The sequence below is a fragment of the Saccharopolyspora hattusasensis genome, assembly GCF_050972075.1.
GTDB lineage: Bacteria > Actinomycetota > Actinomycetes > Mycobacteriales > Pseudonocardiaceae > Saccharopolyspora > Saccharopolyspora hattusasensis.
The window spans coordinates 7,634,978-7,651,909 of sequence record NZ_JBPCDC010000001.1 but is presented as its reverse complement, the minus strand read 5'-3'; the positions used below and the strand labels follow the sequence as shown (position 1 = coordinate 7,651,909).

The window sequence follows — 16,932 nt, the reverse complement described above, 5'->3', positions numbered from 1 at the left end:
ACGCCTGATGGCCGGCATCGTCCCTCCGGGACCCGACGCAGCGGGGCCGCGAACCCGAGAGCGCTTGAAGCGCCGGTGGCGTCGCCCCGGGATCGGCCCGCGCTCCATTCTGGTTAGGCTGTTCATGCTTCGCGTCGTGAGCGGATCGCCAGGCGTCGCACGTGCCATGCCGAGTAGATTCCTCCGCATGCCATGAGCCACGGCACGGCGATCACGGAGCCCGACAGGACTGTTACGACCGCGACCAGCACGATGCCCAGCGCCGAATCCGCGAGCCGGACGAAGAAAATGTGGCGCGACATGCGCCGGGCGACCACCTCGGTGACATGGGGCAGTCCCGCTGCCCAGACCATCAAGTACGCGACCCACCCGAGTACCAGCAGGGGGTCCACGGCTTGACCGGTCAGCAAGGTTCCCAGGGGGTTGGCGAGCAATGTCAGCGCGACGCCGCCGACTCCGGTGCCGGTGATCAGCAGCCACGTCGCGCGGTGGACGAGCCGTTGCGCGGCGACGGCGTCCTGCCTCGTCTCGGCTACGAAGTTCGACAGCAAGAAACTGCCCGCGCCGTTGATCACCACCTGCAGCGGTGCGACGACGAGGCGACCGGCTTCGAGCACCCCCACCGCGGCCGTGGACACCAGCAGCGCGACCAGGGCGCGTGACCCGAGGAGCGCGGCCGGACGCAAGGCGGCCTGCAAGGATCTCCAGGCGGCGAACGACATCACCGCGGGCAGACCGGCGGTTCCGGCCCGCAGCCGCCGCAATTCCGCTGCGGGTAGCTGCATAACTCCCACGAACACCGCTGCGGCCGCTCCGACGGCCATCGACACGAACAGCGCGGGCAGCGAGAGCCCGGCCAGCGCAGCTGATGCGAGCGCGAGCACCGTCCCGGTGACGTGCACGATATCGTTGACCACGAGGTGCCAGAACTGCAATCTGGCCATCAGCAACCGCCGCACCGTTTCCGCGGCCAGTCGCAGCACTGCCATCATCCCGAAGGCCAGCGCGGTAGCTGGTTCGCCGTCGCGCAGCAGCAGGGCCGCGCCGACTGCGACGGCGAAGCACAGCATCCAGCCCGCGAGGGCGCTGGTGACGATGCTGGCCCGGGTGCGGGGTTCGTGGCGGTCGAGGACCGCTAGCGAGTCACCCACCCAGCCCGTGTACAGCGCGATCGCCGTCACCAGCAACGCCAGCAGTAGCACGAAGGATCCGAACTCGGCGAGCCCCAGCGTGCGGGCGGCCAGCACCTGAAGCACCAGACTCGTGCCCGCGGTGATGCCCTGCGACAACACCGGGGCGGCGACCTTCGCGACGAGGTGCCGTTTCGGTGCTCGCGCACCGGTCGTGGTCATCGGGATGGTTGCGGGGCGGGAGATTCGGCAACGCGCCCGGCCGGGGCCGCCCCGGCGAATGTCAGCACGTACCCGGTGATCGTTCCGCCGAACAGCTGCAGCTGCTCGCGCAACCTGCGCAGCGAACCGAGATCGCCGTCTCGCCGCACCGTCACCACCACCCCGTCCGACGCGCTGATCAGCGACGTCGTCTCCGGCTGGGAGATCAGCGGGGGCAGGTCAACCAACACCAGGTCGTAGCGCGACCGCATCTCCGCGATCACCTGCTGCAGCAGTCCGGAACGCAGCTGCTCCCGGGAGTAGGGCTGTCCGTGCCCCGCGGGCACCACGCTGAACCCGACCCCGTTGCCCAGGTGCACCGGGTGCGCCGACTGGGCCAGCGACGCGTCCCCGGTAGCGATCGAGGTCAGCCCGGGCCAGTCGGCCAGCCCCAGCATCTGAGACAGGTCGCGGGAGCGGATCGCGGCGTCGACCACCAGCACCTGCAGGCCGTCCCGGGCGGCGGCGCTGGCGATCTGCATCGTGGTCGTCGTCGCTCCCTCACCGCCGGACGGGCCCGTGACGAGCACGACTCCCCGGCCCACCGTCGAGCGCAGACCGGAGGCCACCAGCTGGTAGGAACGCAGCGGCGGGACGCCCGGTCTGCGCAGCGCCAGGATGGCCTGGGAGGGCAGCGTCTCGATCTCGCCGAGCACCGGTTCGTCGACGACGCGGGTGAGGTCGTCGGCATCGCGCACCCGGTGATCGCGATCGGCGCGGAACCAGGCCAGCGCGGCCGCGAGCATCAGGCCGACGGCCGTGCCGACGGCGAGATCGCGCAGGACCGCGCGCCAAGGACTCGTGCTCTCCGGCGACGCGACATCCACGAACGACACCCCGTCGGCGAACTGCGAGGCCACCACCTGGATCCGGGTGATCTGCTTGTCCAGGTCGCTGAGCGTCGAGCCGGCGGCCGAGCCGACGGGGCTGCTCGGCGGGCGCGCGCCGGCCTCGGCCACGATCGCCGCGCGTTGCGCGTGCAACGTCTCCAACGCCTTGTCCGTGGTGGCGATCACCTCTGCCCTGGACCGGTCCTGGTAGGCGGCGATGACGGCGTTGGCGATCAGCACGGAACGCTCTAAGCCCGGCCCGTCGACGTTGATCTCAATGGACTCGCCGCTCGAAGAGGCGTCCGCGGTGATGGCGGCGCGCAGCTGCAGCACGGTCTCCTGGCCGCCGAGCCGGGCACGCGCGTCGTCGAGCACCTCGTCGGAGGTGACGAACAAGGCCCGCTGCTTGACGTAGCGGAGGAAGCTGGACTCGCTGGCCATCTCGATCCCGAGGACCCCGGTCTGGTCGGGTGCCTTGAGCACGATGCGCGCTTGGGCGCTGCGGCCGTCGCCCGCCACCAGTGGGACCAGCAGGCTGATCAGCACCGCGGCTGCCACGATCATCAACGAGATCCAGCGATACCGCCACAACGCACCGAAGATCGTCGGTGCCGGGTGGGCGTCGTCCATCGACCGTCATTCCGCTCTGTGTGCCAAAAGGTGGGTGTTCCTCCGGACAGGCCGGCGCCGATCGGTAACGCACCGGGCCCCTGCGGCGAATACCGCGTGAGCGCAGTGATCGGAAACCGCTTGGAAATCGCGGTCGATGGGGCAAGTCGACCGGTCGGGCTACCCGGGAGGAGAACTACCGATATTTTTCAGTATTCAGACGATGGTGATCGCCTGTCAAGTTCCTCCGCCCGGCGGCACCGCGCTTTGGCCTACCCAGTGATTTCCACACGTGTTGGCAGGAGTGAAAGGCTTCGATGACCACCACCGACATGCCGAAATCCGGCTTTGCGGCGGCGTTGCGCCGGTTGCCGTCCGCGCAGAAGCCGGCCAAGGGAGCGCCGGCCTACTCGCGGTTCGTCAACCGCAAGGCTGGTGGCTACCTCGCGGCGGCCGCCTTCGTGCTCAAGGCGACACCGAACCAGGTCACCGCCGTCAGCGCGCTGTTCACCTTCGCCGGCATCGCCGCTGTCGCCACCGCCACACCGTCGTGGGCGCTGGGCATCGCGGTGAGCCTGGCGCTGGTCGTCGGGTACGCGCTGGATTCGGCCGATGGGCAACTCGCCCGGTTGCGGCGCACCGGCAGCGTCGCGGGCGAGTGGCTGGACCACGTGATCGACAGCGCGAAGATCGCCACCCTGCACCTGGCCGTGCTCGTCTGCGCGTTCCGGTTCTTCGACCTTCCCAGCGGTTTCCTGCTGGTCCCGCTCGGTTACGCCGCGGTCGAGACCGTCATGTTCTTCGCGATGATTCTCAACGATCAGTTGCGCCGCGGCCGCAACTTCGGGTCCGGCACACCGGCCCCCGCTGCGGGATCGCCTTCGATCCTGCGGTCGTTGCTGGTCCTGCCGACCGACTACGGGGTGCTGTGCCTGGCTTTCCTGCTGCTGGGGTCCCCGATGGCGTTCTCCCTGCTCTACGGCGCGCTCTTCCTGCTCAACACCGCATTCCTCGCCGCGGCGCTGCCGAAGTGGTTCGGTGACATGGCGCGCCTCGACCGCACGGCTGCGGATCAGGAGCGGTGACGATGCCCACCATCGGATACGCACCCGGCGCCTTCGACATGTTCCACATCGGACACCTCAACATCCTGCAGCGGTCCAGTGACGAATGCGATTACCTGGTGGCGGGTGTGGTGACCGACGACGTCCTGCTGAAGGTGAAGGGCCGCAAGCCGGTCATTCCCTTCGAGGAGCGGTTCGAGATCGTGCGCAACATCCGGTGCGTCGCCGAGGCCGTCACCGATCAGTACGAGGACAAGTTCCGCATGTGGGAACGTCTCCGGTTCGACGTGCTGTTCAAGGGCAGCGACTGGCGCGGCACGGCACGCGCCGAGGCATTGGAGCGCAAGCTGTCCACCGTCGGGGCACGAGTCCGCTACTTCAGCTACACCACCCACACGTCCAGCACCTTGCTGCGGCAACGAATCTCGCTCCCCTCGCCCGGTGTGCTCGGCGAGCTGGAGCCCGGGCCGGCATGAACCGGCCGCATCGCCGCGACCGGCGCGTACCCGCTATCGCCGTCGTGACCGCAATCACCCTCGTGGCCGCGCTGCTGGCGTCCTGCGCCGCGAACGGCAACGACAGAACCGCAGCGCATCCCATCGACGCGACGATCGACAAGACGTACTACCCGGTGCCCGCCGGCGCGCTCTTCGTCGCCACCAACGGGAACGACTCCGCGCAGGGCGACGAAGCGCGACCGCTACGCAGTCTCGGCGAGGCGGTGCGCCGGGCACTGCCCGGCGCCACGATCGTCCTGCGAGAGGGAACGTACCGGGAGACGGTCGGCGTCATCGGCAAGAAGCTGTCCATCCAGCCGTATCCGCGTGAGCGCGTCTGGCTCAAGGGCAGCCGGGTGGTCTCTCAGTGGTCCCGCGACGGCGATGTGTGGCGGCACGCGGGCTGGAACCCGCCGCTGTGCCGGACCTGCTTCCTGCCCGAGATCATCGACCCGGCGCACCCGCTGGCCGGGCTACCGGACATGGTTTTCGTCGACGGCAGGCCACTTCGGCAGGTGGGCGAGCGGAGATCTGTCACCCGTGGCACGTTCTACGTCGACGTCGCGCGCGAGGAACTGGTGATCGGCGAGGACCCGGCCGGGCGATTCGTCGAGGCAACCGAGTTCGACTGGCTGCTGCAGTTCGACGGCCCGGAAGCCGCGGGCAGTTCGATTCGCGGGATCGGGATCGCGCACTACGGCGCGAACCAGAAGTACGGCCAGCGCGGCGCGATGGTCGTGGTGAACGCGCCGTCGGTGGTGTTGGAGAACAACATCTTCGCCGCTTCCGCCTCCAGTGGCGCCGCGGTCTTCCAACCCGATGCGCACGTGATCGGCAACCAGTTCCTCGACAACGGCCTGGTCGGCTTGATGGCCAACCGGGCCGACAGGCTCCGGTTGGTCGCGAACACCTTCGCGCGCAACAACAACGAGCACTTCGCCTTGACCGGCGAGGCCATCGGAGCGGCGGGGGCGAAGGTGACGCGCACGAAGCGGGCGTGGGTGTCCGACAACACGTTCGCCGACAACATAGGCACCGGGTGGTGGTGCGATCTGGGGTGCACCGATGCCGTGGTGGTCCGCAACATCGCGCGGGGCAACGCCGTGAACGGCCTGTACTACGAGGTCTCAGCGAGGGCGCTGATCGCGTCGAACGTCGTCGATTCCAACGGCGGGCACGGCATCAAGGTCTCCAGTTCAGACCACGTCCGGCTCGTGCACAACACGTTCGCCGACAACGGGATCGAGCTCGGGCTGTACAACGACAAGCGGTCTGCGAGTTCGGACCCCTACAGCGCGGAGCTGGGCCTGTCCTGGATCACGTCCAACACCGAGCTGGTGAACAACTTCCTGATCAGGCAGCACGACACCGAGCCGTTCATCGAGTCCGCCGACTACAAGCCGCACCCCCAACCGGCGTCACCGTTCATCTCCGCCAGCGACGGCAACGCCTTCCTGCGGGCAGCGGGCTCGGCACCGTTGGGCACTTGGTCGCTCGGCTCGGGTGAGGTCGTCGCGATCAGCACGCTGCCGCAGTTGCGGGAACGGACGGGACTCGACCTGCACAGCCTGGCGGTAGCACCGCCGCCCGCCCCGTTCCGCGATCCGGGCCGGGGCGATTACTCGCTTCGCCCCTCCACGCCGGGTGTCCGCGCCGGTCGGGCCCTGCCGCCGGATGTCGCCCGGATACTCGGCATTCCACCGCTGGACCACCCCGACATCGGCGTGCTCACCGGCCCACGCGGGTGAGCGCGGGGACGCCTGCTCCGACGTCCCCGCGTCCCCTCGGGATCAGCCGACGCTGCTGCGCGGGGTGCTGAGCACTGCGCCGTCGGCGTCGACCGCCCTGATCCAGTACTCGGCCCTGCCCTGCGGCGCTTGGTTGTCGGTGAAGCTCATCGTTGTCACCGACCACGGCCAGGCGCTGCTGGTGGTGGTGTAGATCGGGTTCGCGGTTCCGGTGCGCATCACCTCGTAGCGGATTTCCCGGTTCTGCGCGTCCCAAGTTCCCGTCCAGCTGATGGAGATTCCGCCCAACAGGCGCCGGTTGAGCTCCGGGGCTGGGAACGGCACCTGCGGCCCGTTGTTGACAGCGCCGGGCACGCCCCGGGCGGCGAAGCGGGTCAGCGACTGCTGGGCGCTGCCGTTGACCGTCGTGAACTCGCCGCCGACCACCACGTAGCGACCGTCGCTGTCCACTGCCCACGGCCCGTTCAACCACGGGCTGCCGGCGGGGCCGCCGTTGGTGTTGGGCAGCCACGGCAGCAACTCCGGGATCGGGTCGCCGGATCGCACGTTGTTGACGTTGCGCTGGGCCGTTTTGGTAGCGGTCGTCGTCTCGGCGAGCAGCCGGTGGTAGTCGATCGTTCCGTTCTCGGGGACGGCGTTGATGGCCGCGCAGTTGTGGGTGTGCGAGGCGCTGTAGAGCACACCGCCCGCTACCGCGACGCTTTGGGTGTCGCCGTAGCAGCCATCCATCCAGCGCGGCGTGCCGGTGGCGATGTCGATGGCGCCCCTGCCCTCCAGCCGGGGGTTGCCACCGAGCCAGTTGTAGGAACCGACGTAGACCGTGCCCGTGCCGTCGGTGGCCAGGTCCGTGATCGTGTCATCGGACGAGGGCGTGACCCAATTCCACGGTACGAGGGCACCACTGGCCGCGTCGACCGCGGTGAGTCCGTGCCGGTAGGTGCCGTTGACGTTGTCGAAGGCACCCCCGATCACCGTGCGCCCTTGGGCCGGGGCGGCCAGCACCGCGAAGACCTCCCGGTCCGCGGTAGGAGCCCAGGGCAACAGCGCGCCGCTGCCGGTGGACACCGCGGCGAGCCGGGTGCGCGGCACGCCGTCGACGGCGTTGAAGCCGCCGCCGAGATAGACGGTGTCGTCGGTGATCGACAGGCCGCGGACCCGGCCGGCCACGCGGGGCTTGAAGTACGGGTCCAGCGCGCCGGTCGCGGCGTCGAAGGCGGCCACGCGCGAGCGCCACTGGCCGTCGACCTTGTCGAAGTCGCCGCCGACGTAGACCTTCTTCCCGTCCGGCGAAACCTCGATCCGGAACACGGTGTCGCAGATCCACCGCCCGGTGCCGGCGGTCTTGCAAAACGGTCCCGGGTCCGCGCCGGAGAACACGCTGCCGCTGACCACCGGTGCCCACGGCAGGAGTTCGCCGGTGGTCACGTCGAAGGCCAGCAGGTTGTTTCGGGTGACCTCACCTGGTCCCCCCGGCGCCACGCCGGCCGGGCGCGCCTTGCTGAACTTCCCGCCGGCGACGGCGGTGTTGCCTACGATGGCTACCGCGAAGACCACACCGTCGGTCTGCGGCGTCGGCAGCGCCCCGGCGGCGACCGGCTGCGGCAACTCCGCCGCTATCGCTGCCGGCCCCGGCACCACCGCTGCCGACAACGCGGCGACGGCCACTGCGGCGACGCACGAAAGCTTCCGCGCGCGATTCATCGGACCTCCTTGGTTTCCGTCATGGGCACGGCCGCTGCGACGTCACCCCGCGCGCCGGGCAGTCCGCGCGGCCTGGTTGTGCGCCCGTCCTCGATCAGGACGCGGGCGGCCAGTTCTTCGTACTTCTGCGCTACCCCGTCCCACGTGTAGCGGTCGAGCGAGGCCACCTGCTCTTTTCCGCGCAGCAAGGTGCCAGCTGGGTCGGCCTCCGCAGCGTCGCACAACGCCGCGAGGTCGCCAGGATCGCGGAAGTAGCGGCCGAACGAGCCGAGGACTTCGCGGTTGAAACGTACGTCGAAGGCGGAAGTCGGGGCTGCTGCGCCCATCGCGCGCAGCAGCGAGGGGTTGGTGCCGCCGACGGAGTGACCGTGGATGTAGGTCAAGGCGTTGCCGTAGAGCTGGTCCAGCAGTCGCTGGTCCCACACCGCGCCGAGCAGCCGCACCCGGGGATCGCCCTTCGCCGCTCGCGCAATGCTCGCGGTGTATTCGTCGGCGTAGGGTGCCGATCCCACCACGACCAGCGGGTGGCGGGCGTTGCTGCGGAGGTAGCCCTCGACCGCCACGTGCACGTGGTTCTCCGGTTCGAACCTGGCCACGACCAGGTGGTAGCGGCGGGGGCTGAGCCCGCGATCGGTGATGCCGTCGGTCCCGGCCTCGGTGAGGACCGGTGCCCCGTAAGGGATGTAGTCGGTCTCGGTGTTGAAGCGATCGCGGTAGTAGTCCTGGATTCCCCGGGCGTCGGCGATCAGCGCGTCGGACCAGCGGACGGCGAGCGCTTCGGCACGGCGGTAGTAGGCCGACCCCGCAGGCCCCCACTTGGCCCGCTTCCACTCCAAGCCGTCGACGTGGGTGATCGTGGGAATTCCGCGGAGCCTCAGCAGCGGCAGCAGCGGCGCGTTGGCGGCGTTGAACACCACCGCCACCTCCGGTGGCCGTGCCACCGCGTGCAACGCCGAAAGGGCCGTGTGGCTCAGCGTTTCCAATGTCTTGCGGCGCAGCGCGGGAAGGTGCACGAGCCGCATCCCGAGGTGGCGTTCGGGGCGGGGGCCGCGCCCGCCGAGGTTGCGGCAGTACACCGTGACCTCGTGTCCGCGCTGGACGAGTCGTCTCCCCACCTCCTCGACGCACGTCTCGAAGCCGCCGTAACGCGCGGGCACGCCGCGGGTTCCGATCATCGAAATCCGCATGTTTCGTTCTACCGTTTCGTCGAAGGGCGGCCACCGAATCACGACGGGCAGCCCTGGAGCCGCACAGCTGCTTTCGCGCGGCTCACTCGATTCGGTGCCCAGCTTGTAATATGCCGACGGCGGGTAGTCGTTACACCCATTCGGCAACCCGTCTTCGGCGTATTCGCGCCCGAACCCACCTGATCCGAGGACCGGCCGTGAGTTGGAATGCCCTTCGACGCCGCTATGGCGTGTCGCGTCGCCGGGCCTACGACGCCGAGCGCTGGCCCGTCGTGTGCGTGCTCGCACTGATCGTGGCCAGCGAATACAAGTTCCGCGTTCGCGCCGACGACCAGTCGGTGTCTGGCTCGCCCGACCTGTTCGTACTGGCCGAAATCGCCGTCTACGCGGCCGTGGCGTGCTTCCTGTTCCTGCGCTTCCGCCCCACGTCCCAGCTGCGGCGCGCCGACTGGATCACCTGTTCGGCCTATTCCTACGCGGCCGTCCTGGTGCTTTCGGCGTTGTACTCGCCCTACCGCGAACTGGCCCTCGTGCGGGCCTGCCAGGTCGTGGTCGTGCTGGCGCTGAGCCGTTCGATTGCCCGCCATTGCGCCCGGGATGCGCTGCACCGCATCGCGCACGCCTTCGCAGTCCTGGTCAGCGCCTCGGTCGTCTTCGGCGTGGTCGTGCCGTTCCCCCGGCTTCCGACGCAGCCCGGCAGGTTCACCTGGCTGTACCTGCATCCGGTGGACGCGGGCCAGTTCCTCGCGCTCGCGGTGGTAATCCTGGTCACGTACGCCTTCGGTCACCGGTTGGCCCGGCCGGGCCCGCACTGGCCGCTGCCCGCCTACCTCGTGCTGCTGGCGATCTGCGCCGCCGGGTTGATCGGGAGCAACACGCGGGGGGCCGCGTTCGGGGCGATCGTGGGTTGCCTGGCGATCGCGGGATTGCGGTGGCGCGGCCGCCGGCGGCTGGAGATCACGGTGGCGTTGGCGCTCGTGCTGATCACCGCGTGGCTCGCCGCGGGGCCGCTGATCGAGGCTTTCTTCGTCCGCGGTGAGTCCGCCGAACGGCTCGCGTCCTTGAATTCGCGGACGGATCTGTGGGCTTACGCGTTGGATGCGTTCGTCCAACGCCCGCTCTACGGCCACGGTCTCACCGCCTCACGGGGCTTGTTCCTCGACGAGATCGGGTTGGGCGGCGGGCACAACGGGCTGGTGAACGTGCTCGTCGACGCCGGACTGCTCGGCGCAGTGGTGTGGCTCGTGCTGCTCGGCCGCATCTTCACCGCCGCGGTCGCGCTGCGGAACCTCCGGCCCGAGCCGCGGCTGGATCGCATCCTGATCCTCGCGGTGTTGTCGGGCTTGCTCGCCAACTCGATGTTCACCGAAGGGCTCGGCGCTCCGGCCAACGTCGCCTGCGTCTGGCTGTTCCTGCTAGCCGCGTGGACGAGCATGGCGGGTGCACGGAACTCGCCCTCGGTGCTGCCACCCCATATCCCCGTCAAAGAGCTGGAGCGACGTTGGTCCAACGAACCGCGCTGATGGTCCATCCGGGTGCCGAACTGTACGGATCCGACCGCATATTCCTGGAATCGGTCATCGCGTTGACCGATGCGGGCTGGCGGGTGGTGGTCGCGCTGCCGGAGCGGGGGCCGCTCGCAGACCGACTTCGCGACCAAGGCGCGGACGTGGTCCTGTGCCCGACCCCGGTGCTGCGGAAGTCGGCGTTGCGCCCGGCCGGGTTCCTGCGGCTGCTGCTGGAAAGCCTGCGGGCAGTGGCGCCGGCTTTGCGCTTGCTGCGGAGGACCCGCCCCGACGTCGTGTACGTCAATACCGTGACCGTGCCGCTGTGGCTCCTGCTCGCCCGCTCGACCCGGCGATCGGTGATCGCCCACGTGCACGAGGCTGAGGACAGCGCACCACGCCTGATCAGGACCGCGCTCGCCGCTCCCCTGCTGTGTGCGACCTCGGTCGTGGTGAACAGCGAGGCCACGGCTCGCGTTATCACGCGACCGCTGCCTCGGCTGCGTCACCGGATCCGCCTGGTCTACAACGGTATTGCCGGGCCGGCGCATGCCGCGTCCCGTGGCGGTGAGCGACCCGATCCGGTCCGGATCGTGCTCGTCGGCCGACTGTCACCGCGCAAGGGCACCGACGTCGCGGTGCGCGCGATCGCCCGCTTGCGCGCTGATGGCTACGACGTCGTCCTCGACCTATTGGGGTCCGCGTTCACCGGTTACGAGTGGTACGAGCGGCAACTGGCGGACCTCGTGCGGCGTCACGACCTGGCCGAGGTGGTCACCATCCGCGGTTTCCGCGCGGACGTCTGGGATGCCTACCGGGGCGCCGACATCGCGCTGGTCCCGTCACGGTTCGAGCCTTTCGGCAACACCGCTGTGGAGGCGCAACTGGCCGGAACCCCGGTGATCGTGACCGATGTGCAGGGCTTGCCGGAAACCGTCGCGCAGGGACGCTACGGCCGCATCGTGCCCGCCGACGACCCCGACGCCCTCGCCGAAGCAATCAGCGATGCGCTTGCCCAATGGCAAGGAACTCTCGACACGGCAGCGCAGGCTCGCCAGCACGCCCAGGAGGTTTTCGCACCGCAGCGCTACCACGACGACATCGCCGCGATCGCAACAGACGTCGCCCGCCGCCGCTGACGAGCCAGTCGCCCGCCGCCGCTGACGAGCCAGTCGCCCGCCGCCGCTGACGAGCCAACGGCCGTCAGTACGCACCCTGCTTGGTCAGTACCGCGCGCACGGTCTTCCAGAGGATCACGGCGTCCATCGCCAGCGACCAGTTCTCCACGTACCGCAGGTCGAGCCGGACGCTTTCGGCCCACGACAGGTCGCTGCGACCACTGACCTGCCACAGCCCGGTGAGCCCCGGCTTGACCAGCAAGCGGCGCCCCACCACGTAGTCGTAGGTCTCGGTCTCCTCCGGCAGTGGCGGCCTCGGGCCGACCAGCGACATGTGCCCGGCGAGGACGTTGAAAAGCTGCGGCAGCTCGTCGAGCGAGTACCGGCGCAGCAGAGCACCGACCTTGGTCACCCTAGGATCGCGGCGCAGTTTGAACAACGGTCCTTCCGCATCGTTGTCCGGGCGCAACGCGGTTCGCATCCCGTCCGCGCCCACCACCATCGTGCGGAACTTCAGCATCGTGAACGTGGTGCCGCCTCGTCCGGTCCGGCGCTGCCGGTAGATCACCGGTCCACCGTCGGACAACTTCACGGCGAGGGCGATCGCCAGCATCACCGGCGCGATCAGGCCCAGCAGGAGCAGCGCGCTCACCCAGTCGGCGAGAGCCTTCACGACTCGGCGACCGCCGGTGAAGGAGGGTTCGCTGACCTTCAGCATCGGCATCCCCAGCACCGACGACACGTGCAGCCGGGGACCGGCCACCTCCATCAGCACCGGGGCAACGACCATCTCGGCGGCGGTGTCCTCGATCTTCCACGCCAGTTCCTGCAAGCGGCGCGGAGTCCAGTAGGCATCGGCGGTGATGGCGACCACCCGGTACCCGCCGCGCCGGACGTGCTCAGCGAGCTCATCGACATCACCGATCACCGGAACGCCATCCACCTCACAGACCGTCCCCTCGCCGGCCTTGGGACGAAGGCACAGCGCTTGGATCTGCCATCCGACGTGCGGCTGCTGGCGTGTGCGGGCGATGAGATCGCGCAGCGTGTGCCTACTGCCCGCGGCGATCACCGGTAGCAGGCACCTGCCGCCGCTGCGGGCGCTGTGCAGGTAGCGGCGCAGCAGGTACCGCTGAGCGAGTACCAGAAGCGCAAGCGCGGGTAAGACACCGAAAACCCATGGCCGCACGTCTAATGGCGGTACCGCAAGCCCCGCGACCGCCAGGACGACGCCAGCGGAGAAGATCGCTCGCCCCAGGCGCCGGTACTCCTCGTGTCCTTGCCCCAGGACCCTGATATTCCAGGAACCGACCAGGGCCCACAACACGGCCACCGCGGTGAGCAATGCCAGCACCATCGGAGGCAGCACCGCGATGTCCAGCACTGCCACCCAGACCGCCCCCGCTGCCGAAGCCACCGCTGTTGCAACGACATCGCTGGCGATCACCGCGAATCGGTACCGCCGTTCCCACACCATCGCGGGCCGTGCGGGGAGCGGGTCGTCCGGAGGCGCTGTCGCGTTCAACCGCGGGGCCCGGACGGATCCGGCTGCCCCTACGCCATCCGGCAATGGCATCGTTGCGCACATCGGCTCCTGCATCGGTCCCCTTTACAGTTGGCAGAAACGTCCGCGCGGCGGAAGCGATCGGACGTCAGAGCTATCGGGGCAATCACGAATCCGTTACACGTTTCCCGACGAGAGGTGAACGGCGATGGGGACTGGAAAGGCGCAACGCGCCCCGCGCTGGTGCTACGTCGGCCGCCCGTTCCAATGGATGATGTCCGGGGACTCGTAGTACTTCCGCAGGTGCTGTTCCTCGGTACGGCCGCGCAGGGAGAACTTGAAACTCGATCCGTCCGGCCAGGTCATAGTACGCGTGCGGAAGCTGATCTCCGGTGCCTGCGGTTTGCGTGCCTGCCAGACAACTTGCGGCGAAGGCGCGTCGGCCGGGTCCACGTAGGTGGCCCCGTTGTCCACCACCGCAAGCCACGACGGCGAGCACACCAGCCAGGGCCCCTTCACCGGCAGGAGCTCATCGAGCAGGTCAAGCGCCATCGCGTTCGCCGGGCCGGTAACGCGGATTTCTCGGTTGAACAGGTGCCCCGTTACGCGAAAATCCGCCGTGCCATTCGCCAAGGAAAAAGGGAAGAACACCGCGCCGCCGATACCGCGCAGAATGGATTGGCGGGACGGTGCCCGATCGACGTCGAAATTTGCCCGAAAGTCACTATTACCCTTGATGGTTTGTGCGGCGAGTGCCGCGAACGCCAGCACACCGGTTTGCCGGAGCCCGCATCGCTGTCCGAGTTCAAGGCCGCCACCGAACGCGCGCCAGGCCATCGCCGGCAGTTCGGCACGCTGGCTCCCAGACCTGACCTACGAAAGCGACGAGGGCACGAGCTGGGGAATCTGGGGAGGCGTGTGCGCACGTGACCGCCAGCAGGCCATCCAACATGTGACACTGCGACCGCACCGCAAGCCCGATGCAATCACCTTCGCACAGCAGCTGCTGACAACCCTGGACACCACCTTGAGGTCCGCGCATGTTGCCCGGACCGGACTCGGCTTGCACGACTCTCACTCGAGTGGGCGGATTGCCTGAATGAGAGCCTCCAGACGAACCCGAATCGCCATATCCTTCATGCTGTCGTCTGCACGCGGGGCTCTCGGCGTGGCATCGTTCGCCCACTGAGCCGACCACACCACCCACCACTTCGGCCGGGCCTGCACCCGCCTTGATCAACCCCCGTCTTGATCAACCCGGCCAACGCGCCCAAACAGAAGCCGACCTCCGAGAGCACCGCTTGGGTACGCCTGGGCCGCCGACGCCCTCCGATCGCCGAGAGAACGAACTACGGCGTCGGAACCGCGGTCATCTGGGGAGCCGACTAATGCCATCTGGCTAGGCTTTGTTCGCCTTCCAGGCGGCGAGCTCGCCGCCCGGCATGCACACGACCTTCATCCCGCCGGGGCCGGCTACGGTCCAGGCCTCGTAGATGCGGCTGGGGTGCGCACGAAGCTCGCTTCCGCTGGCGAATCTCACGATGAGCGTGCCATCGTTCTCGATGGATGCCTTGCTGATGACCTGTTCCGCAAGGGATTGCAGATCATCTGAGTCCGCATTGGACGGTTCCGGGGAGAAACGCAGCACACCGTGCGACGTCCGGAGTGTGTAGTCGTGTTCGATGCGGAGCTCGAACCCTCCGCTGGTCCCGAAGGACACGGTGTAGTCGAAGCTCTGCTCGGTGACCTGTTGCCCCTGCAGGTTGAGGTCCATTTCCCTTCAGGATCAACCGCGGCACCACGACCAGTGGCTCGTCCACTGTGCTCGCATGCGGGCGTTGCCGGATGGCGGTAACCAGGTCCGGGTAGTGATGGTCGGTATCGATGACGCCGAACGACCCTACGTCGGCGATGGGAACGATTTGAGGCTCTTCTGCTTCTTCCGTGGGTCCCGTCGTGAGTGACTAATCCGGTAAGAACCGGCATTGCCACTCACGAGCCCACGTGAACACGTCCGTGCGAGAGCACGCACGGACACCCGCATTCCCGTGGGAAGATTGCCGGAATGGCGGTAGATGTGCGCGAGATCCGGGTCCTGTTCCTCGACGTGCTCGGGACCGTGGTGGACGAAGCAGGTTCGGCAGCGGACGAGTTCGAACAGGCGGGACACGACGCGAACGGTCAGAGCGGACACGGCAAGCCGCCGACCGCATGGGGCGGCCGAGGGCGGGAGGAAGGAAGCACAGCGGGTCGGGCTTCAGCACGGCGATCGGCGCTTGGGCGTGCCCCGGCGACGGAAGCGCGAGTGCCGCCCGGAGAGTCCACACCGCCGACGAGTGGTACTGCCACGACACCAGCTCCGGCATGAACACGTCGGAGCCCGGCATGGTCGACGTGCGGTAGGCGGTCGCGTCCTCCTCGCCGCGGAGGATCACCACGTCCGCGCACGTCTGCCACCTGCGCACCGCAGCCACGACATCGGGCCGAACACCCACAGTCCCCACGCCTGACGGCGCAGCTCTGCCAACAAGAGGTCAATCTCGGAAGAGTTCACGGCGTGCCGCCTCCTGCCAGTCCTGCTCGGCGCCCTCCTGGTTGGCGTTGCGCCGCATTCGCTCGCGCCGCAACCGCACCTCATCGGCGAAGATGACTAACCCACTGATCATGGCCAGACCGAGGACAAAGACGGCCATCACGACGAGCGGCGTCGTGAAACTGCCCATCGTCACCCCTCCCCGCGGTTCCGGTCGGCGTAGTCGCTTCGTTGCTCTACGCAGTCGCTAGGTAACCGTGTGGAACTGGTGTGGGGGATGATGTGGGCGAAACTCCCACACCTAGCCGTGTCCCCGTGTTCGGTGCAGCTATAATAATTTAGGGGTGTGCGACATGGTCATCGTGTCGTCTCCAGTTCGCTGATGACACCGGCGATGAGCTCGGCGGACGCGGCCGGACTCAAAGCCACTTTCCTTATCTTCTCCGCTGCGAGTTGATATGCCTGCACATCATCCGGTTCGTGGAAGAACAGTCCGGCCCGACGATTTTCGAGATGCACGATCGGTAGTCCATCCGCCGATTCGAGCACCATGAACGGGCCGTCCAATCCGGGATGCCAGCCGCAACCGGCGGGCATGACTTGCAGCGTGACGTTGGGCCGCTCGGAGATGTCGAGCAAGTGTCGCAGCTGGTCGATCATGACGTAATGCCCGCCGATTTCTCTGCGGATGACAGTTTCGTCAACCAGAGCAAGCAAGTTCGCGGGCTGGCGGCGTGTGAAGACTTCACGTCGGCCAACGCGCACCAAGACGCGAGTTTCGATCTCGGTCGGCGCGATTTCGCCCGCCACCATGATTGCGCGTGTGTAGTCGGCGGTTTGGAGAAGTCCCGGAATCACCATCGGGGCGACGTCCGTAATTGCGGTGGCAGCGCGGCCTTTGGGGGTTCTGTTGTGGGTGGCCATCCCCGTGGCGGTGGAGTGTGGGGGCTGCGGGGTGGGGCTTTGCGTTGCGGGGTGGCGGGGTACCGGGGGCGTGGGTGGTGGTGATCGCTGCGTTCCGAGGTGGCCCGTGCGCGTTTTTCGTTGCTATAGCGCATGAAATCGCTCACGATGCTCGTACTGGTGGTGGTGGTGTGGTGGTGGTGGTTGGGTGTCACCTTCGGCGTGCCCTGGTTTTCGGTGCTGTGTCGTGGTTTTCGGTGGTTTCGCTTCCGCTCGGGTTGGGTTTTTGGGCTTTGGGGCGGGTGTTTCACCTGATCAAGCGACCATAAAAGACGTGCGAAC

At 68.1% G+C, this 16,932-nt stretch carries 13 protein-coding genes and 1 pseudogene; 5 read left to right on the top strand and 9 right to left on the bottom strand.

Going from position 1 to position 16,932, the window contains the following annotated elements:
* Positions 1 to 122: 122 nt before the first annotated feature.
* Both ACRXBZ_RS36290 and ACRXBZ_RS36285 read right to left on the bottom strand, forming a co-directional pair.
* Complete coding sequence (locus ACRXBZ_RS36290; RefSeq protein WP_433882929.1) at positions 123 to 1,352, bottom strand: polysaccharide biosynthesis protein; 1,230 nt, start codon at positions 1,350 to 1,352, stop codon at positions 123 to 125.
* Positions 1,349 to 2,851, bottom strand: coding sequence for an AAA family ATPase (locus ACRXBZ_RS36285; RefSeq protein WP_433882928.1), 1,503 nt, complete (start codon positions 2,849 to 2,851; stop codon positions 1,349 to 1,351). The genes ACRXBZ_RS36290 and ACRXBZ_RS36285 overlap by 4 nt, the downstream gene beginning before the upstream one ends.
* A 296-nt stretch (positions 2,852 to 3,147) precedes the next feature.
* Here ACRXBZ_RS36285 and ACRXBZ_RS36280 point away from each other — a divergent pair, with 296 nt between their 5' ends.
* Genes ACRXBZ_RS36280 through ACRXBZ_RS36270 form a run of 3 tightly spaced genes read left to right on the top strand, consistent with a single transcriptional unit; the run spans position 3,148 to position 6,139 of the window.
* The gene (locus tag ACRXBZ_RS36280) at positions 3,148 to 3,915 is read left to right on the top strand and encodes a CDP-alcohol phosphatidyltransferase family protein (RefSeq protein ID WP_433882927.1); all 768 of its coding nucleotides are present in this window, start codon (positions 3,148 to 3,150) and stop codon (positions 3,913 to 3,915) included.
* Between the two features lie 2 nt (positions 3,916 to 3,917).
* Complete coding sequence (locus ACRXBZ_RS36275) at positions 3,918 to 4,370, top strand: FAD synthase family protein (RefSeq protein WP_433882926.1); 453 nt, start codon at positions 3,918 to 3,920, stop codon at positions 4,368 to 4,370.
* On the top strand, positions 4,367 to 6,139 hold the full coding sequence (locus tag ACRXBZ_RS36270) for a right-handed parallel beta-helix repeat-containing protein (protein ID WP_433882925.1): 1,773 nt from the start codon (positions 4,367 to 4,369) through the stop codon (positions 6,137 to 6,139). Before ACRXBZ_RS36275 ends, ACRXBZ_RS36270 begins: the two co-directional genes overlap by 4 nt.
* A 1,194-nt stretch (positions 6,140 to 7,333) precedes the next feature.
* Here ACRXBZ_RS36270 and ACRXBZ_RS36265 read toward each other — a convergent pair.
* Together ACRXBZ_RS36265 and ACRXBZ_RS36260 are read right to left on the bottom strand one after the other, a co-directional pair.
* A pseudogene (locus tag ACRXBZ_RS36265) lies at positions 7,334 to 7,840 on the bottom strand (hypothetical protein); the annotation flags it as partial.
* Positions 7,837 to 9,015, bottom strand: a complete 1,179-nt coding sequence (locus ACRXBZ_RS36260; RefSeq protein ID WP_433882924.1) for a DUF1972 domain-containing protein — start codon at positions 9,013 to 9,015, stop codon at positions 7,837 to 7,839. The gene ACRXBZ_RS36260 and the pseudogene ACRXBZ_RS36265, both read right to left, overlap by 4 nt.
* Positions 9,016 to 9,224: 209 nt before the next feature.
* Here ACRXBZ_RS36260 and ACRXBZ_RS36255 point away from each other — a divergent pair, with 209 nt between their 5' ends.
* Both ACRXBZ_RS36255 and ACRXBZ_RS36250 read left to right on the top strand, forming a co-directional pair.
* Positions 9,225 to 10,550, top strand: coding sequence for an O-antigen ligase family protein (locus tag ACRXBZ_RS36255; protein ID WP_433882923.1), 1,326 nt, complete (start codon positions 9,225 to 9,227; stop codon positions 10,548 to 10,550).
* Positions 10,529 to 11,671 carry a glycosyltransferase gene (locus tag ACRXBZ_RS36250; protein WP_433882922.1) on the top strand — a complete coding sequence of 381 codons (1,143 nt, stop codon included), beginning with the start codon at positions 10,529 to 10,531 and terminating at the stop codon, positions 11,669 to 11,671. Before ACRXBZ_RS36255 ends, ACRXBZ_RS36250 begins: the two co-directional genes overlap by 22 nt.
* A 64-nt stretch (positions 11,672 to 11,735) precedes the next feature.
* Here ACRXBZ_RS36250 and ACRXBZ_RS36245 read toward each other — a convergent pair whose 3' ends face one another.
* From ACRXBZ_RS36245 to ACRXBZ_RS36225, 5 genes are all read right to left on the bottom strand, one after another.
* Positions 11,736 to 13,250: a sugar transferase gene (locus tag ACRXBZ_RS36245; RefSeq protein WP_433882921.1), complete on the bottom strand. Its 1,515-nt coding sequence runs from the start codon at positions 13,248 to 13,250 to the stop codon at positions 11,736 to 11,738.
* 150 nt (positions 13,251 to 13,400) lie between these two features.
* Positions 13,401 to 13,991, bottom strand: a complete 591-nt coding sequence (locus tag ACRXBZ_RS36240; protein WP_433882920.1) for a hypothetical protein — start codon at positions 13,989 to 13,991, stop codon at positions 13,401 to 13,403.
* A 562-nt stretch (positions 13,992 to 14,553) separates the two neighbouring features.
* A complete protein-coding gene (locus ACRXBZ_RS36235) occupies positions 14,554 to 14,928 on the bottom strand; it encodes a DUF6188 family protein (RefSeq protein WP_433882919.1) in 375 nt (124 codons plus the stop codon).
* Positions 14,929 to 15,688: 760 nt separating this feature from the next.
* Entirely contained in the window at positions 15,689 to 15,877 is a 189-nt protein-coding gene (locus ACRXBZ_RS36230; RefSeq protein WP_433882918.1) for a hypothetical protein, read from the bottom strand.
* A 167-nt stretch (positions 15,878 to 16,044) separates the two neighbouring features.
* Positions 16,045 to 16,611: a DUF5753 domain-containing protein gene (locus ACRXBZ_RS36225; protein ID WP_433882917.1), complete on the bottom strand. Its 567-nt coding sequence runs from the start codon at positions 16,609 to 16,611 to the stop codon at positions 16,045 to 16,047.
* Positions 16,612 to 16,932 lie beyond the last annotated feature (321 nt).